General features: G+C 28.2%; 27 protein-coding genes and 1 pseudogene. 24 read left to right on the forward strand and 4 right to left on the reverse strand.

What is annotated here, in order from left to right; translation table 11 throughout:
• Window positions 1–781: 781 nt before the first annotated feature.
• The 4 genes from AYC61_RS16700 to AYC61_RS16720 all read left to right on the forward strand — a co-directional run bounded on the left by AYC61_RS16700 (window position 782) and on the right by AYC61_RS16720 (window position 4,399).
• Window positions 782–1,330 carry an HD domain-containing protein gene (locus AYC61_RS16700; protein ID WP_066505268.1) on the forward strand — a complete coding sequence of 183 codons (549 nt, stop codon included), beginning with the start codon at window positions 782–784 and terminating at the stop codon, window positions 1,328–1,330.
• Between the two features lie 352 nt (window positions 1,331–1,682).
• Window positions 1,683–2,555 carry a toll/interleukin-1 receptor domain-containing protein gene (locus AYC61_RS16710; protein WP_066505285.1) on the forward strand — a complete coding sequence of 291 codons (873 nt, stop codon included), beginning with the start codon at window positions 1,683–1,685 and terminating at the stop codon, window positions 2,553–2,555.
• 256 nt (window positions 2,556–2,811) lie between these two features.
• Window positions 2,812–3,369, forward strand: a complete 558-nt coding sequence (locus tag AYC61_RS16715) for an HD domain-containing protein (protein WP_066505287.1) — start codon at window positions 2,812–2,814, stop codon at window positions 3,367–3,369.
• A 403-nt stretch (window positions 3,370–3,772) separates the two neighbouring features.
• Complete coding sequence (locus tag AYC61_RS16720; protein ID WP_066505289.1) at window positions 3,773–4,399, forward strand: class I SAM-dependent methyltransferase; 627 nt, start codon at window positions 3,773–3,775, stop codon at window positions 4,397–4,399.
• Between the two features lie 546 nt (window positions 4,400–4,945).
• Here the strand turns inward: AYC61_RS16720 and AYC61_RS16725 are convergent.
• Window positions 4,946–5,524, reverse strand: a complete 579-nt coding sequence (locus tag AYC61_RS16725; RefSeq protein WP_066505292.1) for a hypothetical protein — start codon at window positions 5,522–5,524, stop codon at window positions 4,946–4,948.
• Between the two features lie 57 nt (window positions 5,525–5,581).
• Complete coding sequence (locus AYC61_RS16730) at window positions 5,582–6,268, reverse strand: hypothetical protein (RefSeq protein ID WP_066505295.1); 687 nt, start codon at window positions 6,266–6,268, stop codon at window positions 5,582–5,584.
• A 644-nt stretch (window positions 6,269–6,912) separates the two neighbouring features.
• On the opposite strand from AYC61_RS16730, the gene AYC61_RS16735 reads away from it, so the two are divergent.
• From AYC61_RS16735 to AYC61_RS21415, 18 genes and pseudogenes are all read left to right on the forward strand, one after another.
• Window positions 6,913–7,545, forward strand: coding sequence for a Type 1 glutamine amidotransferase-like domain-containing protein (locus AYC61_RS16735; protein WP_066505296.1), 633 nt, complete (start codon window positions 6,913–6,915; stop codon window positions 7,543–7,545).
• A 188-nt stretch (window positions 7,546–7,733) separates the two neighbouring features.
• Complete coding sequence (locus tag AYC61_RS22125; protein WP_275935262.1) at window positions 7,734–7,862, forward strand: hypothetical protein; 129 nt, start codon at window positions 7,734–7,736, stop codon at window positions 7,860–7,862.
• Window positions 7,863–7,912: 50 nt separating this feature from the next.
• Window positions 7,913–8,230: pseudogene (locus tag AYC61_RS16740) on the forward strand (NUDIX domain-containing protein); the annotation flags it as partial.
• A gap of 175 nt (window positions 8,231–8,405) precedes the next feature.
• A complete protein-coding gene (locus AYC61_RS16745) occupies window positions 8,406–9,215 on the forward strand; it encodes a 5'-methylthioadenosine/adenosylhomocysteine nucleosidase (protein ID WP_202906863.1) in 810 nt (269 codons plus the stop codon).
• Between the two features lie 86 nt (window positions 9,216–9,301).
• Window positions 9,302–10,084, forward strand: a complete 783-nt coding sequence (locus tag AYC61_RS16750) for a class I SAM-dependent methyltransferase (protein WP_066505298.1) — start codon at window positions 9,302–9,304, stop codon at window positions 10,082–10,084.
• A 401-nt stretch (window positions 10,085–10,485) separates the two neighbouring features.
• Window positions 10,486–10,971 (forward strand): hypothetical protein, encoded by a 486-nt coding sequence (locus tag AYC61_RS16755; RefSeq protein ID WP_066505299.1) that lies wholly within the window; start codon window positions 10,486–10,488, stop codon window positions 10,969–10,971.
• A 79-nt stretch (window positions 10,972–11,050) separates the two neighbouring features.
• Window positions 11,051–11,488, forward strand: a complete 438-nt coding sequence (locus tag AYC61_RS16760) for a GNAT family N-acetyltransferase (protein ID WP_066505307.1) — start codon at window positions 11,051–11,053, stop codon at window positions 11,486–11,488.
• Window positions 11,489–11,554: 66 nt separating this feature from the next.
• On the forward strand, window positions 11,555–12,172 hold the full coding sequence (locus tag AYC61_RS16765; RefSeq protein ID WP_066505309.1) for a zinc dependent phospholipase C family protein: 618 nt from the start codon (window positions 11,555–11,557) through the stop codon (window positions 12,170–12,172).
• Between the two features lie 158 nt (window positions 12,173–12,330).
• Window positions 12,331–12,807, forward strand: coding sequence for a hypothetical protein (locus AYC61_RS16770; RefSeq protein ID WP_066505311.1), 477 nt, complete (start codon window positions 12,331–12,333; stop codon window positions 12,805–12,807).
• Between the two features lie 152 nt (window positions 12,808–12,959).
• Complete coding sequence (locus tag AYC61_RS16775; protein WP_066505313.1) at window positions 12,960–13,382, forward strand: hypothetical protein; 423 nt, start codon at window positions 12,960–12,962, stop codon at window positions 13,380–13,382.
• Between the two features lie 104 nt (window positions 13,383–13,486).
• Window positions 13,487–14,197 (forward strand): L-2-amino-thiazoline-4-carboxylic acid hydrolase, encoded by a 711-nt coding sequence (locus AYC61_RS16780; RefSeq protein WP_066505316.1) that lies wholly within the window; start codon window positions 13,487–13,489, stop codon window positions 14,195–14,197.
• Window positions 14,198–14,321: 124 nt separating this feature from the next.
• Entirely contained in the window at window positions 14,322–14,840 is a 519-nt protein-coding gene (locus AYC61_RS16785; protein ID WP_066505319.1) for an NUDIX hydrolase, read from the forward strand.
• 80 nt (window positions 14,841–14,920) lie between these two features.
• Window positions 14,921–15,655 (forward strand): phosphotransferase, encoded by a 735-nt coding sequence (locus tag AYC61_RS16790; RefSeq protein ID WP_066505322.1) that lies wholly within the window; start codon window positions 14,921–14,923, stop codon window positions 15,653–15,655.
• A gap of 92 nt (window positions 15,656–15,747) precedes the next feature.
• Window positions 15,748–16,449 (forward strand): HAD family hydrolase, encoded by a 702-nt coding sequence (locus tag AYC61_RS16795; protein ID WP_066505325.1) that lies wholly within the window; start codon window positions 15,748–15,750, stop codon window positions 16,447–16,449.
• A 149-nt stretch (window positions 16,450–16,598) separates the two neighbouring features.
• Window positions 16,599–17,282, forward strand: coding sequence for a P-loop NTPase family protein (locus tag AYC61_RS16800; RefSeq protein WP_066505328.1), 684 nt, complete (start codon window positions 16,599–16,601; stop codon window positions 17,280–17,282).
• Window positions 17,283–17,310: 28 nt separating this feature from the next.
• Window positions 17,311–17,967, forward strand: coding sequence for a carbon-nitrogen hydrolase family protein (locus AYC61_RS16805; protein ID WP_162265484.1), 657 nt, complete (start codon window positions 17,311–17,313; stop codon window positions 17,965–17,967).
• 236 nt (window positions 17,968–18,203) lie between these two features.
• Window positions 18,204–19,028: an alpha/beta fold hydrolase gene (locus AYC61_RS16810; protein WP_066505334.1), complete on the forward strand. Its 825-nt coding sequence runs from the start codon at window positions 18,204–18,206 to the stop codon at window positions 19,026–19,028.
• Between the two features lie 39 nt (window positions 19,029–19,067).
• Complete coding sequence (locus tag AYC61_RS21415; protein ID WP_156456505.1) at window positions 19,068–19,232, forward strand: hypothetical protein; 165 nt, start codon at window positions 19,068–19,070, stop codon at window positions 19,230–19,232.
• A 124-nt stretch (window positions 19,233–19,356) separates the two neighbouring features.
• On the opposite strand, the gene AYC61_RS16815 is transcribed toward AYC61_RS21415, so the two are convergent.
• Complete coding sequence (locus AYC61_RS16815; RefSeq protein WP_066505338.1) at window positions 19,357–20,457, reverse strand: toxic anion resistance protein; 1,101 nt, start codon at window positions 20,455–20,457, stop codon at window positions 19,357–19,359.
• Between the two features lie 20 nt (window positions 20,458–20,477).
• The gene (locus AYC61_RS20805; protein ID WP_082760027.1) at window positions 20,478–22,997 is read right to left on the reverse strand and encodes a YceG family protein; all 2,520 of its coding nucleotides are present in this window, start codon (window positions 22,995–22,997) and stop codon (window positions 20,478–20,480) included.
• Between the two features lie 608 nt (window positions 22,998–23,605).
• On the opposite strand from AYC61_RS20805, the gene AYC61_RS16825 reads away from it, so the two are divergent.
• A complete protein-coding gene (locus tag AYC61_RS16825; RefSeq protein ID WP_066505342.1) occupies window positions 23,606–24,265 on the forward strand; it encodes an AIM24 family protein in 660 nt (219 codons plus the stop codon).
• A gap of 12 nt (window positions 24,266–24,277) precedes the next feature.
• Complete coding sequence (locus AYC61_RS16830) at window positions 24,278–25,117, forward strand: TerD family protein (protein ID WP_066505345.1); 840 nt, start codon at window positions 24,278–24,280, stop codon at window positions 25,115–25,117.
• Window positions 25,118–25,128 lie beyond the last annotated feature (11 nt).

A 25,128-nucleotide genomic window follows, 5' to 3' on the forward strand; every position in this document is an offset into this window, starting at 1 on the left:
ATGATGAAAAAATATAGGCATCAATGTCATGGTCGAAAAATGTCATGTAGCTTCCAAAAGATTTAATGGTTTGATTTCTTTGGGGTCAAGCGTTGTGAGTGTGTTGCCAGAAGATGGGGAAGATACATTGCACAATGGTGATGGGCACGAATCTGAGAATCTATGCTGGTTCCTGTAAAGAAGTAATTTTTTTCATTATATAAAAACTGAAAAAAGCACTTCTTAAAAGTTACCTACTAAGAAACCTCAGATTGCGTGCTAGTACATTTATTGGTTGAAATAGTTATTAGAGCAGTTGGTTACTGTTTGCTTAGGGTAGATGATATTAGAAAATATATATGAGTAACCAATTTTAATGCAGCGTAAACTGTTAATGTTGTGCTAAAAAAGGAAGATGATTTAGTTAACTGTTTACTATTATGGAAAATAAGAGTATGATATTATTGAAGGTTGTCTTGATTGTTTACCTATATACTAGATTGATATAATACAGGAAGTTCGACGACATTCAAGTTCAAGCACTATGGAGATAAATACACATGATACAAAAAATAGTCTTAGAAAGATACAAAGTCTATTGGATAAAATAATGAAGTTGGAGAGTTTTACTACAGGAGGATTTCATGAGCCAAAGTTCGCAAATCCTAATAATATTAGAAGTATTCACGAATTTTGGTTCGTGAATGCAGAAGTTAGGCAACATCAGATGTATGAGACCGCGCGTCCTGAGCGGATTTACTATGGATATGCATGAAGAATTATTTATTGAGGAGATTATTGCATGATTGATTATGAGGTTTTAAAAGAATTTATTATTCTATATTACAAAGATAAAGATATTATGCATGACTTGTCGCATATTGAAAGGGTTATAAAAACGGTGAAAAGCCTTATGAAATATGTTGAATGTAATATTGATTATGAAGTTATAGTCTATGCAGCTTATTTTCATGGTTTTATTTATAATGATGATGAGAACATTAAAATCTGGTTGAAAGAAAGAGGTTTTTCTGAGGAAAAAATAGAATTTATTGTAAAAGTTGCTTGGGAATCTCAAAAAAATGAAAGTGCAGAAACAATTGAAGGGAAATTATTACATGATGCACACATGGTAGAAGGTGGGAAAACATTTTTGATTGTTAAGTCACTTATAACAGGTTCTGTGAGAGGACAAACATTGGATGAAACTATAGAATATATAGAAAAGAACATCTTAGGAACAGGTTGTTGTTACTTTGAAGAAGCAAAGAAAATTTATAATGAAGCACAAAAATTTGCAAAAGAATTTATTAATGAGCTAAAAATAGGATTAAATTGTGGACTGAGATAGGTAATTTTTAAGGAGCCGCCGTCCATGACGGATTCTGATTTTAGGGGCATCTGGCATCTCCTAACAACACATCTCTGCAGAGGGCGCGTAGAGAAAGGTCACATAGTAGGACATCGTAAGAACGATCATGAAGTAAGGTGCGCCACATCACTTTATCAGGTGCAAGCACCACCATGGGGCATTTCTTATAAGTCCGATTCAGTGATGTCGGAGATGTAGAAACGTTATACGCTATGCATATTCATTAATGTAAAATTTTGAGGAAGACATTTTATACATACAACTATATTTTGAAAAATTCTGTGAAGTAGAAGTATTGTATATTTAGATTTCAAATAAAGGATGGATTATTATGAAAAAAGTTTTTTTATCTTATTGTTGGAATCGATATGATAAATTTGTGGAAATTCTTGCGACTAAACTACTGACTAAATATGATGTAGTTTTTGACAAATGGGAAATGAAACACGGGTATAACATGGATTTTTTTATGGAAAATTCTATAAGAGAAGCTGATAAAGTATTTGTTCTATGTGAAAGAGAGTATGTAAAAAAGGCAAATAATAGAGTTAGTGGTGTTGGAGTAGAAACATCAATAATAAGTCCAAAAGTGTATAGGGATAATAAGCAAGAAAAATTTATTCCTGTTTTTTTAGAGGGTACAAAGATAAAACCTGATTATATGGAATCAATATTTGGAATTGAGGTTAATCCAAATATTAAAATGACTTCTGAAAAATTAGCAGAATTTATTAATGCAATAGAAGGTAAATCTATTTTAGAAAAGCCCAAGTTTGATGTTTTTAGCGACAATGTAGACGTTGAAATACCAACGAAAATTAGCGGGATGTCTTTAATTGATAAGTTTAAAAATGGAATTTTTGATGTAGAAGTTTATGAAAAAGTGTTAAACGTTTTAAAAGAGAATCTGCTTGAAAAGTTTATTGTAAAATACCAACTTAGTAATTTTGGAAAAATAATCTTAAGATTTGATAAAAATAGACAGATAAAAATTATGCTATCTATAGATAAAAATTATGCAGAAGCAACTGGGTATGGCGGATGGAAAAACTATGATATATTTGGAAAAGTTGCATATGATGTTGGTATTGCAACTGAAATTGAAGAAGTTAAGGATATTGCTGGTCGAATTTTAAAGGGATGCGCGGAGATTCGATTTAACTTAAATGATATGCTAGATGACTTTAATATGTCAAATATATAAAAAGATAAATATGAACTGCGTATAACAAGATTTTTGCGCAAGGGTGCATGGAAGTACGTTTTTGTGGCAAGGCATATGCACCACATCTCTTTACCAGGTGAAAATATCGCCAGGGAGAAGGGCTCTGAGGGTCCGGTTCAGAGACGTCGGAAATACAAAATGTTATATAAAATCGCGTGCAAAGAAAATGCTGCGTCCTGCGGCAAATATTTTAAAGAATCCTAATTAGTAAATTCTAATAGGTATTGGAGGAGACATGAGATCAAAAGAAATTATTAAGTTTTTAAGTATAGCAGAAAAATTAAAATGTGAGTTACGTCATTCTTGGACATCAACAATGAGACAGGAAAGTGTAGCAGATCATAGTTGGAGACTTTGCCTTTTTTCATGGATACTAAAGGATAAATTACCCGAATATGATATGGATAAAGTAATGAAAATGTGTTTATTTCATGATTTAGGCGAAGCTTTAGCTGGAGATATACCTAGCTTTATTAAGAATAGTGAAGACGAATTGAATGAAGAAAATGCAATAATTCAGATACTTAATATGTTGGATGGTGTTTTAAAGGATGAGCTAGAAAATCTATTCATGGAAATGAAAGAGCAAAAAAGTAGAGAAGCTAAGTTATTTAAAGCACTTGATAAAATGGAAGTAGTAATACAACATAATGAAGCACCGATTGAGACATGGATACCATTAGAATATGAGTTAAATAAAACATACGGAAGTGATGAAGTAAAGGGTATTAAGGCATTGGAAGAGTTAAGAGAAGTGATTAGAAAAGATACTATAAAAAAGATTAGTGGATAAAGAGGAGTAGTAGGGACCTACGTCCTATAGGCTCTGGTTTCGCGGAACGCGCGCCGTTACATAACAATGTGTTCACATTCGTTCTGAGTAAGGTATTCCCTCTTTTATAAAGACAAGTTTTAAGAATATAGCAGCACAATCACTTTATAGATCAATTGGGTTTTTAGAAATTGGAAAAGAGTATGAATGGACAAAAAAACTATAAAAACACAAAAAATATATTTCCTACGAGAACTTCATGTAACACTTATTTGCAAAAGGGGTTAATCAATAGGGATGGTTCGTTTAGATTGAATTGTACGGATCTGGTTCGGATAAGGCGTAAACACGACACTGTTAATGAAATAAGAGTTTTTTATTTATTAAGTTTGGTATGCTTATAAAAGGAAGAAAGGGTAGGTAGATGAAAAACACTAAAAGATTTTGGGATAAAATATCATCAAGGTATGATTCTCAAGTTTATTTAAAACATCTTGAAGGATATAATAAAACTATAAATATGACAAGGAATTATTTAAAAACTACCGATGTAGTACTAGACTTCGCGTGTGGAACAGGTGTAACTACAATTGAATTATCTAAGAATGTTGAAAGAATTGAAGCTATTGACATATCAGAAAATATGATTGATATTGCAAAATGTAAATCAGTACAAAGAGATATATCAAATATCTGTTTTGATGTAGCAACTATCTATGACAAAAGGTTTATTAAAGAATCTTTTGATGTAGTTATTGCCTTCAATATTCTTTACTTAATGGAGGATATGGATAATGTAATACAACGTATATATGAACTATTAAAACCTAATGGGATATTTATTTCATCAACGAATTGCCTAGGCGAAAAGAACAGTTTAACGATTATGATTCAATCACTATTAAGTAAAATTGGAGTAATTCCATTTATAAGAAGATTGAAGATATCTGAATTAGAAGGAATAATTAAAGGTAGTAATTTTTCTATTATGCAAACTCATAAGTTTAATGAATCTGTACCAAATTATTATATAATATCAAGAAAAAAATAATAAATAAACTAAAAAAACATGGATTATTCTATTGTTTTTTATGCCAGAATTTTATCCATAATTACTTTTTTGATCAAAATGTTAAAAATATAATCATTAGGGAGGTTCCTTTTAATTTTAGTATAACTCGAAGCTAAATGAGAATATTTTATAGTTATTTTAATAATCAAGGGACGGTTATTTTGACTTGAAAGGTACAAACTCCATTCGATAAAATGATGAAGTAGGAGAATTTTACTACAAGAGGATTTCATGAATCAAAGTTATATGAAAGAATTGAAGAGCTACAACATTAGAGTCCGAGTATATTGTAGGAGCGTGACGAATGATAGAGAATATAGTTAAATTAACAGGAATTGTAACTAATTTTAATGATCAGCCATTAAAAAAGACAGACTGTTTTTCTTCAGTCTGCCGTCCCCTACGATTGATGTGAAACATCATAATTCCAGTTACTGCATAGTGTTTCTTATAAATCATTAAAACGTAAAATGTTTTTGAAATTTTATTCATTGAATTAAGCAATATGTAATTATTTTAAATGAATTAATCTAGTGATTTTCCTAATAATAAGTTTTGAGTATCAATAGTTATAGTTCTCAAAACTTTACTAACTTCCTCGTCATTTTTATGAGAAATGTTTGGATAAATAGCAAAAGATGTTATTTGTATAAACATATTATTATCTGTAAAATTAGCATTATAAATTATTGGTAATTCATAATTGTCAATTAAAAATTCATTAGTCATATTATCTACAATATTTACACTGAAGTATTCCTTTTGTTGTATTTTGGGACTATAATAAAAACCTAATTTAGTTATAACATTTTTTGAATCATTAATAAAGTAGACTATGTTTTTTTTAGGTTTTGATGGGTCATTTCCAATTATATCGCCTTTATCAGAAGACCATTTACCATCTACATTACCATAATACGGAACAGCGAATACATAATCTTTTTTATTAATACGAGTGTATTTATTACTTAATTCATTTATTAGGTTATTTGTTTTATTGAAAAACTCTTCATAAGTTAGACTTTTATATTCGTACTTATATAACAGAATTAATAAAATAATTATAACAGCACTTATACTTATAAATAATGATTTTTTATTCATTTGTTTCACCTCAGGTTTTAAGCGTATAGTATAAAACTATACGCTTTTTACTATTTATTACCATGTATATACAGGTCTACCAAATGTTACTGATGTATATTTAGTTTCTTCATATGGTATTACACCTTCAAATCTATTTTTTATAACAATTTCATGCTGACCGAGACAATTTATATAGTCATATTTATATTGTCCTCCTGTCTTAACTCCAGCTGCATATATAGGTATGTAACCTTTTTTCCTTTCAGTAATTCTAGCAGTACCTGAGCAACCAATAGCTTTATTTGTTGAACTTTCTCTTGATACAGTTAACCCAAGAGATTGCGCTATTTCAGTTTTTACAGCCACAAAGGAAGCTTCTATTTTTACATCAGTAGCTGTATTAACGGCGACATTCCAAGTTACAGTATGACCTTCACTATAAGTAACAGTAAAATTTTCCCATTCTCCACCAGTATTATCAAAATAAACTTTTATTAGAGGAAAAGCTTCTGGATCTATTTCTGTATATTCAGGTAGATATTCAAGTTTTGACAACTCACTGGTAGTTCCAGATCTATATATTGAGCTATTAGATTTGGGCATATATCTAGAAATATCATCAAATTTTTTATTGAAATGATCATTTATTTCTTCTTGGGAAAAAGAACTTGTACCAAGATCACTGCTTGCAAAAACAGTTGTAAAACTAGTAAATAAAATAAAACAAATAGTTACTATACTTAAATATTTTTTAGTTTTCATTATTAACCTCCGAATAAATAGAATTATGTAACTGCAATTACAATAATATCGATATCGGTTAAATTATAACATAAAATTTATAGCAAAACAACTAATATATTAATAAAATACAAATAGATTAAAAAAATGTAATTATAAACCAACAAAGTAATGTCATTAGCCTGGTATTTTTGAGGAAGTTTCGAAACTGTTGAAAGATTTTTATAATAGAGACTTATGAAAAAGTCTACAATCAATAGGGACGGCAGACTGCGTAAAAACAAACAAAATAACTAGTAAAATTTGATTAGAAAATAGTCAATATATGATATAATTAAAATAAAAAAGGTAGAAAAACATGCAAAGATATATATATAAAGGAAAAAATGTGGGGTACAGTCGTTTATGGCATTGTTTGTCTATTATTGTTATATTTCTCATTTAGATGATAACAAGTAGAAGCAAATATGCATTGGGAATATAAGAATTAATTATTTTTTTAAAGTTTATGCCGACGTCGTATAACAGAGGGTTTGCAACATCTAGGTAGAAAATTGGAGTAATAACCAGACGTCGCAAACCCTCAGAACGTTATCTATCATTATTTAAAAAGGGATTAGGGTAATGCTTAGGGTCTTATTTATTAAGTTTGGAGGTTTCAGTAAATGTTAGTGTTATTAAGTAATTTTACCCGAAAAGATAACAAAGAACTAATTAATAGAGTTGTTAATAATTTTAGTAATGGTAAATATAATTTAGCATATGTACCATCTTGTACTGATTCTAGTCGAAAATATTATATACACGTTAAATCTATGCTTAATGAGTATGGGAATTTCCAATATGAATATTATGATATCGATGAGAATTGCGATAGCATTGATTTTGATAAATTATTTTCATCTGATGTAATTTATCTTTCTGGTGGAAATACTTTTTATTTTTTGAATAATATAAAAAAGAATAACTTAATTGATAGGTTCAGGTCTTATGTTAAAACAGGTGGTAACATAATTGGTTTAAGTGCTGGAGCAATTATACTAAGTCAGAGTATAGAAATTGCTAAATTTGGAGGTGAAAATATATGTGAGATAGAGGATTTTAGTGCATTGGGATTAGTACAATTTGATTTCATACCACACTGGAATATGGGTTCTCATAATATATACGAATTAAAACATTTTTCTAAGAAAAATAAAAAAGTGATTTATACTTGTAATGATGGAGATGGAATAATTGTCGATAAAGAAAACATAGAATTGTATGGTTCTATTACAAAGATAGATTATAGTCTTTAAAAAAGATAGGATAGAATATTCCTTGGAAGTGATGTTAAATAACGAGGATAAAAGTGTATTTTTGTTCGTTCAGGTGCTCTAGGGTAAGCCCTCATATATCCCAACTAAGCACATTGCAACAGTCGTTGTATTAGCCTTTAATCAGGGTATGAGCAACTCCTTCAAAAGATAAATAAAGGAGAGAGATAATGTTACATAATTATTGTAGTGTTTGTGGAGATAAGCTAATTGAAAAAACAATAGGTGATGAGGGTCTTTTGCCATTTTGTAGTACTTGTAATATCCCTTTTTTGATGAATTTAAGACATGTGTATTAGTAGTAGCTGTAAATAGCAATAAGGTTGCATTACTCAAACAGCAATATGTATCCGATAATTGGGTATTGGTTGCTGGGTATGTAAAAAGAGGTGAAAATGCCGAAGAGACCACCAAAAGAGAAGTGGAAGAAGAAACTGGGTTAGACGTAAAAAGTATTCAGTATATTTCTAGTTATTATTATAAGAAAAGAGATATATTAATGCTTGGTTTTATGGTAGAAGTAGAGGGTGAAGAATTTGGATCATCACAAGAAATAGATGAAATAAAATGGTTTGATATTGAAGAAGCAAATAAGTACCTTAGAGAAGATAGTATTGGTTATATCCATTTTGAAAACTGTAAAAATTATTTGAAAAATAATAGATAAAATATAGGGTATCTCTCTAGAGTCATGTAGTCTGACTACATTTAACAATGCATCTTCACAAGGTTGAAGGGTAATTATCAAGGGCAGCGGAAAAAGTGGAAATTTAGAGTATGAGCAAAGATTTTGGTTCTTTGATCAGGTTGGTCTAGAGAGTACATTGAGTTCGAGTGTACATATGGAAAAAGTAAAGTTTCATAATGAATGTTCTAAAATGGATTTAGAAATAAAACCACCTACTCAAGAACAAATTAAACAGATTAAATTTAAATATGGATTGGAAAAAAGAATCATTAGAGAAGGGGAGTATATGAAAAGAATTGGAATTATTGGCGCTATGCCAGTAGAAATTGAGATTTTAAAAAAAGAATTGAAAGATTGTTTTGTTGAAACCTATGCGGGTTTAAATTATTATCTAGGTAAAATCAAAGATATTGAAATTGTTTTATTAGAATGTGGGATTGGGAAGGTTAATGCTGCTATTTATACACAGATTCTAATTGATAAATATTCAGTTGATGCAATAATCAACACAGGTATTGCTGGAGGACTTTCAGATGATGTTAAGCATCTTTCTATAGTAATATCAAAGCAATTAACTTATTATGATGTGCGTAAAATTCAAATGATAAACTGCTTTCCCAACCAAGAGTTTTTCAAAGCAGATGCTAATTTAATTGACTTAGCAGCTAAAATTTCAGAGTCTAATAATTTGGATTATCATATTGGAACGATTATATCAGGTGAAGATTTCATATCAGATACTGAGAGAAAAAGAAAACTTTATCAAATTTATAAGGCAATTTGTATAGAAATGGAAGGAACAGCAATAGCACATACCGCTTTTGTAAACCAGATTCCTTTTTTAGTTATTCGTTGTATTTCTGATTTAGCAAATGAAGCAGCTACTGAAGATTATAAGAATTTTGAAATATTAGCAGCACATGAATCTGCTAATCTTGTGAAAGAAATGATATGTCATATATAAGAAAAGCGTATATATAAACTTATGGTTAAAATGTAGTTTTAAATTTTTTAAAGGTTAATAGGTTAAAAAATAAGGGGGTGTATTATATGAACCAAATAACCAAATATTATCAATGGTATGATGAAGAAAATAGATTGAAAAAAGATAATATGCATAGAGTAGAGTATGATACAACAATATTTTATCTTAATAAAATTATTAAAGCTAATCACAAAATATTAGATATTGGAGCCGGGACAGGTGCTTATTCTTTTTATTACGCTTCTAAAGGAAATAGAGTAATAGCATTGGACATATCGTCTAAGAATATTGATATAATGAAGAATAAGTTGGAAAATTTAAAAGATAAAGTGAATCTAGAAATTAAAGTAAGTGATGGAAGAAACTTATTAGATCATAGAGATAATAGCTTTGATATTGTTCTATGCATGGGACCGCTCTATCATATAAAAAATAAAGATGCAAGGTTAAAATGTATAAAAGAATGCTTAAGAGTTCTAAAAAAGGATGGTAAATTAATAATATCATATATTAATAAGTATGCAGCGTTTATTAATAAGATTGCAAGTGATAATGAAAACATAAATAAGACGGAAGTATTTAATATTCTAGAAAATAAGCATTCAGAAAAAGATGATTGTTTTGTTTATACAGAACCAGATGAATTGAGAAATATGTTACATAGTTTAGAGGTTGAAGAAATAATTAATATTGCTACAGATGGAATAGGACATATGATGAGTAAAGCAATTAATAGCTATAGTGAGGAAGAATACCAAAAATGGCTATCATATCATTTAAATACGTGTACAAAGGATATACTTCTAGGATATAGTTTACATGGTTTATATATTTGTAAGAAGAAATAAGATTGGTATTACTTTGAGGTAATAAATCAATAGGGGCAGTTTGGAGTGAACCCGTTTTAGTGTAAGGTTTCTAAATATAAGAGAATGATGATTAAATGAATTGTGTATTGCAAGAAAGTAGGATACAAAGATTGAGTTTTTTAAGTTTAAGAGCATGTATTCATTGAAAAGAAAAATAATGAAAATTTAAAAACTTTATTATACACAAATAAAAGTGATGGAAAAAGAGGAGAAGAAGATTTAATTATTCAGTAAAAAGGAGTAATTTAATAGTAATTTAATGTATAATAAACTTACAAAAGGTAGTAGGTTTGAATTATAAAAATAATTTTCAAAATATAGAATGAGGTTAGTGCTTTTGTTAAATTATATGATTACAATGAAAGCTGATGATTTGCAATATGAATGATATTAATAGTAAAACAAAGTTAATTAGTATGAATAAATGTCGTTTAACAATAATTGCTATATACATATTTATAATAATTATTCTTAATGTGATAAATAAAACAATCTATTATGGCACTATAAATACATCTGACTTTTATGTGGTATGTCTTATATCTTGTTGGATAGAAATAAAGGATTTGTATCGTAGAAAAAAGCTGAATAAAAAAATTATTATTACACACGTAATAGTAATAATAGCAGTTATTTGCGTATTTTTAATAATCTTACCGACTTTTTCGCATGATGAAGCAATTAATAAAGTAAAGATGGATTTTAGGAATAATTTAAATATTAATATTGTTTATCAAGATACATGGTATGTAGGTATTGATGATTATCATTTTGTTAAATATTACTATAGGTTATATTTTAAAGATGGATATAAAGAAATAATATGTTTGTTTAATCCTAAAACAGGAAAATATGAGGTTGAATAAATACCTGTGCAATTTATGGGGTCTTTATGTTCTAAGGTATAATGTAATAACAATAGTTAAGTTGAAGGAGAAGAATGAAATGATACGATTTAAAAATATAACAGCTGATAATTGGAAAGAATGTATAAATCTAAAACTTTCTGATAGAGAAAAAGACTTTATACACCCTAATGTATATTCAATTGCTGAAGCACAATTTTACCCGAAAGCGATATCAAAAGCAATTTATGATGAAGACAATATGGTAGGATATACAATGTTTGGTGAGGATGAAGATAACAGTAATGTGTATTACATTGATAGATTAATGATATCTCAAGATTATAGAAAACGAGGTTTTGCAACTGAAACTATTCAATTAATAATTAAAGAGGCTATAAATAAAGGTTATAAAAAAATTTCAACAAGTACAAATTTAGAAAACGATAAGATGAAGAAATTACTCACAAAGAATGGTTTTTATACAAAAAACGAGCTTGATGGAGAAGAAATAATATATCATTATGAAGTTGAGTAGAATTAAGAATTGTAAACTAATGAGTATTTTACTAAAAAAATAATCGTAAAGGAGGTAGAAGAATAAATGGCATCAAGAATAATACATTTAGCTGTATCAGAAAGAGTTGCAGAACATTTTGGTCTAGATTTGGGTCGGTTCAATCTAGGTAATCTTTTACCCGATTTGCATGAAAATACTAGAGAGTCAAAGGCAATTTCTCACTTTAGAATTGCACGAGAGCCGTATGAAGATGCAAAAACAGATGAATATCAATACTTTGATTATGATAGGTTTTTGCAGAAATATAAAAGGAAAATACATGATGACTTATACCTTGGATATTACTGTCACTTGATTACGGATGAATTATGGATACAGAATATATACATCAAATATATGCGTGATGAGAATAGAAAAAAGCGAATAGACCAACAAAAGAATTATTATCATGATTTTAGTAGATTAAATCAAATAATAAAAGAGAAATACAATTTAAAAATGAATGTTGTATTTGAAACAACTCAAATATCAGAAATTAATTATAAGAAAACATCAGAACTCGAAATCGCCTTGGAAAATGATTTTAAAACAAAATATGACGACTTAGATCTACTGTTATTTAATTATGAAGACATTATTACTTTTGTTGAAGAAGCTAGTAGTGCGATTATTGAAAATTTAGAAAAAATAGAATTGAGATAGTCTATAGTCGACAATTGTGAATGAGCTAACTCCATATCTATAACATTAGTATATTCAAGAATCTTGGTTTACAAATGTAGGAGTTAGGTAAAATTGATTTAGCTTTTTATTGATATTTGAAAGTAATGATTAATAGCTTTTGGAAAGGGGTAGAAAAAATGCCATGGTGTCCAATATGTAAGGCAGAGTATAGAGAGGAAGTAAAAGTTTGTAGCGACTGCAATGCAGAACTTGTTAATAAATTGGAAGAAGAAAATTATGATGAAGAAGCTTTTTTGATATCTGTTTCAGGGGATATAGAGGCTAATGCTGTAGAAGCATTATTGAGAGCATATGAAATTCCTATATTTAGAAGGTATAGAGAAGCTGGAGGATATTTAGAAATATATATGGGAATGTCAACTGCTGGTGTAGATTTGTTTGTTCCATCTAGATGTTTAGAAGATGCAAAAGAGATAATCAAAAATGAAACGGAAAAGAAAATAGTTGAAAATGATGATTTGAGTAGTTTTGAGGAAGCGTATCAAAAGAAACGACGCATAAGAACATGGATTATTCTAACGTTTTTCATGCCTGGAATCATATGGATTATATTTATAGTTATTTTTAATCTAATTAAAATGTTGAAAATATAGGATGATTATTGTTAAAAATGAATTTAACAATTAATAGGGAAGGTTCTTTTTGATATTGATTTATTTTTTGACCGATAATATATTTAGCATATGCATTCTTATTTACATTATTACCTTTTATAGGAATAATTACATAAGGAGGCAAAAGAAAAATGAATTTATTATATAATAAACCTTTAGTGATAATATTAATAATGACTATATTTGTCATAATATCACTAGTGTTATTATGTATTAATCAAGATAATCTTTATGCATTACAAGAAAATTATGTTGAAGATTTAACTAATTTAATTTTAATTAGTATAAACAACGGAGAGTATAGTACATTAAAAGAAATATCTGAAAATGATGACGTTAAATATAAAATTATTGAAGAAAGTAAACGTATAAGCAAGATATCAGATATATCAAATGAAATGGGATATAAAATAAAAGGAATTATTTATAATAAAGATATATATTATGTTGAAGTCGAAACTACTAGTAGCATAGACGGTTTTTTAACATATTTTATGGAGTTTACAAAAAAGGAAGATAGGTTATTACTACATAAATTTTTAATAGATAAATAACAATATAAAATCAAGATATAGTACATTTTTAAGGTAAGCAATAATCAGTAGGACTGTTCCTTTTGATTTTTATAATAAGGTCTTTGAAATGAAAGGTGAGTGTTATGGGAGTAAATGAACTAAGTAATTACGGTAAAGATATTATAACTATTCAGAAGAATACGAAATTACCAATAAAAAGCAAGATAAAGATTATAAGAGCACTGTTAGGATTCGTAGGTCGTCTATTGTGGTACATGAACCCAGTAGGGTTTATTAAGTTTATCAAAACAGTAAAATTAGAAAAGCAAAAAGCATTACAAATGGATTGGACTCATGTACGGGCAAAGGGTATTTCAGAGGAAAATCTCTCATCAGTTATAAGTAAGCAGGTTGTAGCTAAGGTTATGGTTGATACCTTGGGTTATGAACAAGCTGCAAAGATAAGAAATCGATTCTCAGATAAATGTTCATATTACATACTTCAAGAAATTTTTGCAAAGCCTGAGGATTTTGTTAAGTGTGGTAAAGGTGATTTTTTATTAGCCTTTAAAGAATATTATGTAGCTCTTCAAGATGCTATGAAAAAGGTAGGCTTAGAGGAATATGAGGTTGGTATTGATACAAAGGATTGCTTCCAGATGAATATAACCTACTGCGTGTATCATGAGGTAGCTAAGGCATTAGGTAACTCAATGAATTGCTATTACTCAACTTGCTATGGTGATGAAGTATTTTTTCCCAAACTTTGTGAACAAGTAAATTTTGAATTTAAGAGACAGGGAACATTAGCTACAGGTAAACCATGCTGTGATATGACATTTATTCGTAAGTAGAAATGAAATATGATAACATGAGAATCAATAGGGAAGGTTCATTTTGATTTGAGTAAGGGTTACTTTATTTAGAGACCAAAGTTCGTGAATGTAGTAAATAATATTTTATTTTGTGGGGTGAATTATGATTGAATTATGGGATATTTATGATAAAAATAGGAAAATAACTGGTAGAACAATGGAACGAGGGAGTGAATTTGGTAAGGACGATTATCATCTTGTAATTCATGTTTGTATTTTTAATACAAAAAATGAAATGCTTATCCAACAACGTCAACCTTGGAAAGAGGGCTGGCCAAATATGTGGGATCTCACGGTTGGTGGAAGTGCTTTATCTGGTGAAACAAGTATAGAAGCCGCTGAAAGAGAAACGTTAGAAGAAATTGGTTATAGAATTGATTTATCAAGTGAACGACCATTTTTTACTATAAATTTTGAAGTGGGTTTTGATGATTATTATCTTGTTGAAAAAGATATAGATACTAAAGATTTAACATTACAATATGAAGAAGTTCAAGCAGTGAAATGGGCAAGTAAGGATGAAATTTTACAATTAGTTAAAGAGAACAAATTTATTGATTATTGGTTTACTGAACTTTTATTTGATATGCGAAAACATAGAGGAGGACATCGAATAGTATAAATATGATATTTACAAGAACACTATTCTCATAATATGAATAAAAAAGATGATATCAGAGTTGTTTAATGGGGAGATATGAAATGAAACTAGGAAAATTAATAGGTGTTGGTAATACAGCTAACATATATGAATGGAAAAATGGTCAAGTAATAAAGCTTTTCAATGAAGAGTATCCTAAACAGTCAGTTGAAAAAGAGTTTAAAAATGCAAAGAATATAAGAAACTGTGAGTTTTCGAAACCACAAGTATACCAAATTGTTAACTATAAACAAAAAACAGGTATTATCTATGACAAAATAGAAGGTGAGTCGTTACTATCATGGGTAATTAGAACAGGTGATATAAATACATGTGCTGCTTATATGGCAGTTTTACATAAAAAAATACTTCAAAGTAAGGTAGAAAATATTGAGAGTTATAAGGATTTTCTTTATAAACATATTATTAGCTCTAAACAATCCAAAAAGGAAGAAATATTGAATATATTAAGAAATCTTCCAGATGGAGATATACTATGTCATGGAGATTTTCATCCTGGCAATATATTTATAAGAGATGGGAATTTAACAGTTATTGATTTTATGAATATATGTCATGGACATTTTTTATATGATATTGCAAGAACAATATATTTAATAGAATATACACCGTTACCTAGTAAAATTGAAAATCGAGAAAAAATACAAAGACTAAAAAGTGAATTAGGAGATGTATATTTAAAAGAGATGAGTGTGAAAAGAGAAAAACTTCAACCATTTATAGAGGTTGTTGGATATGCAAGGTTAGGTGAGTGCCCTAATGAGAACTCAAAGTGATATAGTAATGGTCATCTCATCCTATAATACATTAAGTAGAATTGAAGCATGACAATAACAAAAATATACTATTATGGAAGGAGATTTGAATTATGTTACCAAAGGCTATTATATTTGATTTAGATGATACAATTATATCATTAAAAGGTACGGCTAATGAGACGTGGCAATTAATGTGTGATGAATATTCAAAGATTAATAATAATGTTGATTCTAAAACCCTTTATACAACTATAACGGAGACTAGACTTGCATATTGGAATGATAGAAAGTCTAATGATAAAGGCAGAAAAAATCAAAAGGAAGCAAGAAGGGAAATAATAGGTAATGTATTTGACAAGTTAAATTTGCCAAGAGAGGACGTAAATTTAATTGCAGATACATTTTCTGAAAAGAGACTTAAAGCACTTAGGTTTTTCCCAATGGCACAAGAAACGTTAGAAATTCTTAAGAAAAAAGGTATAAAACTAGCACTTATAACAAATGGAGAAGCTAAGATACAAAGATATAAGATAGAAAGATTTGAACTCGAAAAATACTTTGATATTATACTGATTGAAACGGAAGTGGGCTATGGAAAACCAGATATAAGAACATATAAGAGCGTTATGGATTACATGAATGTTATGCCTAATCAAACATGGTCTATAGGGGATAATCTTATTTGGGATGTTCAAGCACCACAGAAATTAGGAATTTATTCAATCTGGAATGATTTTGAGAACGTAGGGCTTCCAGAAGATACAACAATAGTACCTGATAGGATTATAACAAGAATTCATGATATAATATGACAAGGAAAATGAGAGTAGGGATTTAGAGTTATTGCAAAACGACCGTATATTTCCGTCACATAACAAATATTTTAGTTCGCTACGGTGCGCCAAGATATACATAATTGTAGAATAAGACTAAAAAGATTACTATATAAAGGATGATATATGTGATAAATACGAAATTAATCATTTTTGAAGGTATTCCAGGGTCAGGGAAAACTACAACTTCTCAATTGCTCTACAACTTCTTTCTTGAATATGGAATCGACTCAAATATTTTCATTGAAGGATGTGAACACCCAATTGATTTACCCTTCTATGCATATCTCTCTTTAAGTGAGTATGACACATTGATTTTGAAATATCAGGAGCAAGCAGAGTGGTTACAGAAAAATTCTATTGTTGAAGATAACTATGTACTCTCGCCATATAAGATACCTGAGCCATATCCATGGGATAATATGTTAATTGAATATTTAAGTTCAAAAGAGTTTTGTTATTCAAGTAAACCTATTGTTTCATTTGATACATTTAAGAAAATATTTTGCAGACGGTTTGAGCAATATGTTTTTAAAATGATTAAAAAAAGCGAAATAACAATTTTTGAAAGTGTTCTACTCCAACATCAAATTCATGATATTAATAGATTATATCCTCATATCAAAGACAATGAAATTATTGAATACTTAAGAATGTTAGCGAGTATTCTTACACCATTAAATCCTGTATTATTTTATATTTCACAGAATAATGTTAAAGAATCTTTGAAACATACGGCTTTTATTAGGTCTAAAGCTAAGTGGGCAGAAAATTGGTCTGGTTTCAGAAATTTTTCAAGATGGAAATATTGAATATAACTTTAATCAAATAAAGAGACAGTTGATTAAATGTAGTGAAAAAAAGTTTGATTTAATTTGCTTTGGAGAATCGTTCTTGCAAGGTTTCGAAGGATTATCTTGGGATTATCATCGTGACTTGTTAAGAGCTTGTTCTCAAAATGATGAAATTATTTGTTCAATAAGAGAACTTGCAATAAGTTATAAAATTGCCCTTTCTTTTGGATATATTGAGAGAGAAGAAGGGACAATCTATAGTAGTAATATGGTTATTTCTGATGATGGTGAAATATTAAATAATTATCGCAGAATCTCGACTGGCTGGAAAGAACTTATAGCAGATTGTAGATATTATAAAGAAGGTAATAGCTTTTCGCTTTTTAACTATAAAGGTAAAAATTTTGCGACAGCTATATGTGGAGACTTATGGTATGACGAGCATATTGATTCGATAAAACGATTAAAGGCAGATTGTGTTTTGTGGCCATTATACGTTGATTATTCTATAAATAAATGGCAAAGTAGAGAAAAAGACGAATATGCTAAACAAGTAAAAGAAATTCAAGCTCCAGTGTTGATGATAAACAGCTATGTAGAGGATGAAAATAGAGCCAAAGGGGGATGTTGCATTTTTCAAAATGGACATGTATTAAAAGAACTTTCAATGGGTGATCTTGGTATTTTGGAATATGAAATATAATATTATATTAAAAATTATACAAATCATAAGGGATGGTTCATTTTTGCTTTTTTTTTAACTTTACAATAGTTTAGCTAATGGTTTACTATTATGGAAAATAAGAGTATGATATTATTAAAGTTTGTTATATGAACTTAACACTAAGGTTAATGCTCTATCTATAACGCTGGAAAACGCCGTGAACATGAATACGATAGGTGACATCAAAATTTAATGATTATGGAAGGACTGATAATATGTTTATTGAATGTAGTGATGGAGTAAGAATATATGTAGAAGAAAAAGGTAAGGGTCAAAAGTGTATGTTTATACATGGAGGACCAGGAGCTTGGTGTGAAAATTTCAAAGAACTTGCAGGAGAAAAATTTGAAAAAACCTTTTCTATGATTTATTTTGATCAACGTGGTTGTGGAAGGTCAGAGGGTAATAAAAATACAGATTATTCACTTGATAGACTGATTGATGATATAGAAGAAATAAGAAAGAAACTTGGAATTAAAAAGTTAACATTGTTAGCTCATTCTTTTGGTGGAATAATAGCTGTTAAGTATGCTATAAAGTTTAAGGAAAATGTAGATAGCTTGATATTAATGAATGTTTCACTTGATATGATAGATAGTCTAAAGAATCAATTAGAGCAAGGTATGAAATTGTTAAATATAACAAAAAGCTACAAAGATGATGATTTGTTTGAAGAATGGAACAGTGTTATTACGACATTAATTAATAAAGGTGAATTTTATAAGTTTTATTATAATAAAGAAGAAAGTAATAGAATAGTTGATAACATTGACTCTAGAATAGGGAATAGAAGCATGGCAGAGCAAGCTTTTTCAAACAATGATTATTTTAAAAATTATACATATCTAACATCAGAAATAGAAGTGCCAACGTTAGTAATAACAGGCAGAGAGGACTATGCTATTGGCCCAAATCACTATAAAAAATTCAAATTTCCAAATTGTAAAATTGAAAAAATTGATGGTAAACATGGCATTTATATCGAACAAACAGATGAACTTATTTCAGCTATAAAAGGATGGAATGTTTATAAACGCTAACTGAATTAGCTATCGAATATTGAAAGTGAGGTGATATGTGTGAGTTCAATATTAGCAGTACAAAGTATTTTTCAAATAATTATAATAATAATTTATATTGGATTATTAGGACTGTCTATATATTGCTTAATATTATTTATTAAATTAGCTAAGAGAGGAATAAAAGCATTAGATATATATATTAAGAAAAATCATGAATTATAAAATCTTGTGAGGCATTATATAAAATTGGGTTTAAAAAAGCTAAAACAAAAAAAGAAGACAAATATCTTCTTTTTTTTAACGTAATTTATCTAATTTTTAATCTAAACAAATAATTGTTTAAATGTTATCTCATTACCTTAGATTTGCTTTTAAACTCTTCTTGAATTTCATGAAGTCTCCTTGTGCCATCAACACGTTTTTGTTTCATTTCTTGTTGTATTTGTCTAGTTTCATCTATACCTTGCATTATTGTTTGCCATGTTTTTTCAAGTGTCTCAATTTGAACAGCACCACTTGATGCTAATTGAGCTGTTAGTTTTGATTGTAGAGCTGTATTTTGAGCATTTCTTAGTAATAACTCGTTAGTTTTTTCATCTAAAGCAGCCATAGCCTTTGCTTGAACCGCTTGACGTTTTAATGTTATAGCCTGAGTTAAACACTGTTTGAAAATCGGCATTGTAATGATAAATGCAGAGTTGATTTTTCTTATAAGATTATAGTTGCCTTTTTGTATTAATTTAATTTGAGGCATAGTTTGTAATGAAACATTTTTTGCAAGCTCTAAATCGTAAATTCTTTGATCAAGCATTTCAACTATTTGCTGAGCATTTGATAGATTCATTTGATCTATTTGATTAGTTGATTGTTGAGCTTTTAATTCAAGTTCAGGTAAAACACTGTTTGTAAAATTTTGTTTTACTTGATTACCTGCAATAATATGTTTCTCCAATAGTTCAAAATAATCCATATTTTTAATGAACATTTCTTCTAGCATATTATTTGCTTGGTTGATTTCAACTTCATATTCTTTTAATTGAACATATACTTTATCTACTTCGCCACCCATTGTATGGTATTTATTGAATAAAGCATCTATAGAATTTTTAGCTTTTTTAAATACCTTTTGAAAAAAACCAGGTTTCTTTTCATCAAAATCCTTGATATCAAATTTGTCCATTATTTTATTTAGCTGTACAAGTAAAGTTCCAGAGTCTTCAACTTTAGTAGTTTCCATTGAGGCCAATATTTTATCAGCAAAGCTTGATACTTCTTGAGCAGCATTTTGTCCAAATGTCATAACAGAATCAACATTTTTCAAGTCTATTTGTTTTGATAATGCAACTACTTCTGGAGAGTTTTGAAGTTTTACAGCTACTTCATTTTTTGTTTTTTCAAGACTAAATTCTTGATTTTGCTGGTCAGTAATTATGTTTTGGTTATTCATGTTTTCATCCCCCTATTTTTTTAAGATCTACCAAAAAGAGAAGACCAAAATGATTTTTGTTTATTTAAACGTCTTTCGGTATTTAAATTATCTAATTGAAGGTCAAACTGTACTTTTTGGAGTTTATGAATATCATAATATTTAGATTTAATATTATTTTCAATATTATTATAACCTGTGGGTGTTAATATTAATATATCAAAACCCAATAAATTTAAGAAAGCTAGAATTGATATGTCCTGCTCATTAAACATGCTTTCATTATTATCATAAATCATTATTTTTGGTATTTTGAACGGATAATCAAAATTTTGTATTAGATTTAATATTTCTTTATCCATTGATAAAATACTCATAATAATTTTTAACTTAAAATCTTTTGTTATATCTTGCATGAAAATTGGTAAAACAAATAATTGATTTATTTTATTTATAATAGTGTTTTGTAAATTTGTTTTTAAGTATGAGAACTTATAAAGGTTGCTTGCAAATAATTTTTCTTTATCTACAAAGCCTTCGTTATCTAAAATATAGGCACATTTATATAAGTCTGCTCTTGAATATTGAGTAGAGCTAAATGGAACACTTTCATAAAAAACTGTGTTTTCACAATTTTTATATATAGCGACATCATCCCAATATAAATTTAAATCGTCATAGACACCACTTATTTTAACAAATAAATTTGGTATATATACTGTTTTATTTTCAATTTTAAAACCAGTTCTCATTCTTGCTTCTTCATTCCACAATATTTTAACTTCATCGATTGTAGTTTTCAAGGTTAAAGGTTTTGTTTCATAGCTCTCAAATTGCCAAGGCTTGTAAATGCCGTCGCTTTCAGTGTAAATCATATCTGCAAGTTCATTAGATGCTTTAAAAGCGGTTGTTTCTGTTCTTACAAGAATCTCTTCTCTTGGAAAACTTTGAGCTTCACACTTGTTATTTGATTCTATTAAATATGAATATTTACAATCTGGGTCAATAGAATTAAAACCAATATCATCCTTTGGATTAATATACAAAACATCACAACCTAATTTAGCTAAAAGCATAAGAAAATATACTTCATGAGATTTTATATTTCCATAATGCAGTACTTTAGGATTAATTACATTTCCAGATACATTAGTTACATCATATTTTTTAGTTAATTTAAGACCATATTCATTTAACCATAACAATTGTTTCATAGCAAAATTCTTCAATTTTTGTACATTTACATTGCTTTCAGTCGATAAATATAAGTCAAGTATTTCCTTAAATGCATTAATAAAAGAATTAGAAATAGTTTTATTTTTTACATTTGGAAAGGCTTTACATGATAATAGATTAGCTATTAATGAATCTACTTTCATAGGGTTAAAACCTTGCATAGTCCAAATACTTTGACATTGCTTTACTAACGACTGATTATTAATCAATGAAATGTTATTATCAAATTTTATATAAGCAGATGCTTTTAAAGTTAATTTTTTATCAAGTCTGTATAGCTTGTTATAAAAAATATCTACATTTTCATCAATACCTATATATCTGTAAAAACAAACAGGTACTATGGGACTGTTACCTCCTATAAAACCACTTCTACTGCTTAATGGCAAAAATATGTCATCAAAAAGCTCATGAGCTGTTTTAAGTTTGGAGTTAATTTTATCAGCCGTAGTTAAATTTATCTTTGGAACAATATTTTTAGAAACATTATTTATTTTTGTGTTAGGTTTATTTTTAACTGTATTAACATGTGTAGTTTTTACATTATATACTGCACTATTATTTTTTTTATTTATAGGAAGTTGTTTTACTGGTATTTTGCTTTTGAATTCTATTTTTCTAGAGTAAAAATTATTTTTGTCAATAACGTTAAAGTCGCAATCATTCATTGAGTTAATAAATAATACGTCACTTCCTATTTGAGATAAAAATATTAAGAAGTATATCTCATGTTTTTTAATATTCCCGTAGTAAAGGACTTTAGGGTTAACCATACCAAATGAATCTGTGTTTTTATATAATGTAGTTATATAGTCTTCTACCCATGTTAATAATTTTAATGAAAAATTCTTTATTTTAGTAGAATTAATAACTGCTTCATTATTTATATATAATGTTAATACTTTTTCAAATGCAGATTTTACAGATTCATTTAATAATGATGGAGTAAAATTAGGCAGTGCATTTACAGATGCTAAAGAATTAGTTATATTCATTGGGCTAAAAGTATCTGATTTAGATAAGTTATTCCAAATTATTTGTGTTTTACTTAAGAGAGTTTTATTTACAGCTTTTATCTGAATTTGATCAACAAATTTTTTATATCCACAAGATAAATTTGAAAGTTTATTATCTAACTCACATATTTTGTTAATATATTGCGCTTCGTTATTTTTCAACCCAATATACCTATAAAAAAGTACAGGGAAAATAGGAAGTTTACCAGATTTATAACCTGATCTTTGGTGTAATGGTTTTAGTAAATCATCAAATGGGTTATTAGAATTTGTAATAACAACTTTAAAGGATTTACGTGTATTAATCATATCAAATACCTACCTTCTATTATATTAATTAGTCCAGATTATTCATATTATGTAGTAATTTTAATTTATCATGCATAAATAAAATAATGTGGTAGTCGTTTTTATGAATTATATGGACATTATATTATTCTGTATATAAGTGATTCATTATAAATAACTATTAATAGTATATCAAAAAAAAACAACTTTTTGAATACTTAGTAAATAGTTATTGCAGAATATAATTAACTAGGATATAAATAATTATATTACAAAATACTAAGTTTGTATATAAATCAAAATTAAAAATATTAATTATATTTATGTTATCATTAAAAATATTAAAAAAAAACTTAAAAAACATGAAAAAAATCTTAATTTTTGTGTGAAAGTATGATATACTATTCATATTCAAAGAATAAAATATTTGTTAAATAATATTATGATTCATTGGGAAATGTATTAAAAACATGTATTTTATAGTAAACTATATATGGATAAAGTATTATCCTTGTTTATTCATATAATACCCAAAATAATATGCTGTATAGTTTTCTATGAATAATCTGGGATTAGTATATATGACAAAATAAATTTGCAAACTAAAATAAAGGAGGGGTCTTAAATATATGTTTAATTTTAGGATTCAACATGAATTGACATGTGTTGCCGAAGGGGATGGTTATTTTTATGCTAGAGCAGGGGCTATGGTTGCATACCAAGGTTCATTTAAACAAGAAAAAGTATTATTAGATCCTAATAGAAATAATAATATGCTCAGATCAGTTGTTAATTATGCAACTAGAAAGCTTACTGGTGAAAATATACCGATAATGAAGGTTGATGGAAAAGGATCATATTATATGGCTCATCTAGCAGACCACGTGTCTATTATTACGTTAAATTCTGGTCAAAGTATTGGTGTTGAAGGTGAAAATCTTTTAGCATTTACTCCAGATTGTGAATATGGAGTTAGATTTGTAGGAGTAGGGGTTATATCTCAAAAGGGATTGTTTACATCTAAGTTATCGGCAAAAGGACCAAATGCACAGGTTGCTATAACAACAAATGGAAATCCAATAGTATTAGAGACTCCTTGTGTAGTAGATCCAGATGCAGTAATTTGCTGGACAGGGCAGGATCCAAGTGTTAGAACTGATATAAATTGGAAGACTTTGATAGGTCAAACCTCAGGAGAGTCATATTTTTTAGAGTTTAGTTCATATGGAGAAATAGTAATAATACAACCTTCCGAGCGACCTTCAGGGTTAAAATTATCCATTGATTAGGCGGGTGGATGTATGAATAATATAAATATAAGAAGTGGCAAAAAAGAAAGCAGGAGCGTTTTTAGTAATAACAATGTAAAGGTAGATTTTGGTGAAAAAGTTATTCATGAAGGGACAATAGATTTAAGACAAAATGCTAAAACTATACAGCAGAATATGGCTAAAGTTCAAGGTAAACCACAAAACAGTATACATTCAACTAATACCATAAACAATGCACAAGTATTACCACAAAACAATATAGCACCTGTTAAAAGGAAAAAGGAAAATACGGTTATTAATACTAGTGCATCAATTGGGGCAAAAAAAGGTCAAAAGTTAAGCATTACTAAAACTATAAGTAATGTAAATAAAGTATTAATAGGTTTAGAATGGGAGTTTCATGGACAATATAATTTTGAATTAGACACATCAATTTTTATGATGGATACAAATAATAAAACAGCAGAAGAGGATTTTATATTTTATAATAATCTTAAAAGTAGAAATGATGCTATAGTACTACATGGAGATTTTAATAAAAATTTAAAAGATTATTATGATGAAATAATACAATTAGATTTAACTAAAATACCTCAAAATATAAAATTATTTGCTGTTACCGTTACGATTGATGAGGATAGCAAAAATACTTTTAAAGATGTTAAGAGCGCAGCATTAAAAATAATTGATCCTACAACTAACAAAGAAGTTTATTCATATAGTTTTTGTGATAAGTTAACCTCAGAAACAGCCATAGTTGTATGTGAGATATACAGACACAAAGAGGAATGGAAGATAAATTGTATTGGCAGCGGATTTAATGGAGGATTACAAGCTTTGTGTGATAATTATGGAATAGATACGAAATAATAGTATTAAGT

Source organism: Abyssisolibacter fermentans, from assembly GCF_001559865.1.
GTDB classification, from domain to species: Bacteria; Bacillota; Clostridia; order Tissierellales; family MCWD3; genus Abyssisolibacter; species Abyssisolibacter fermentans.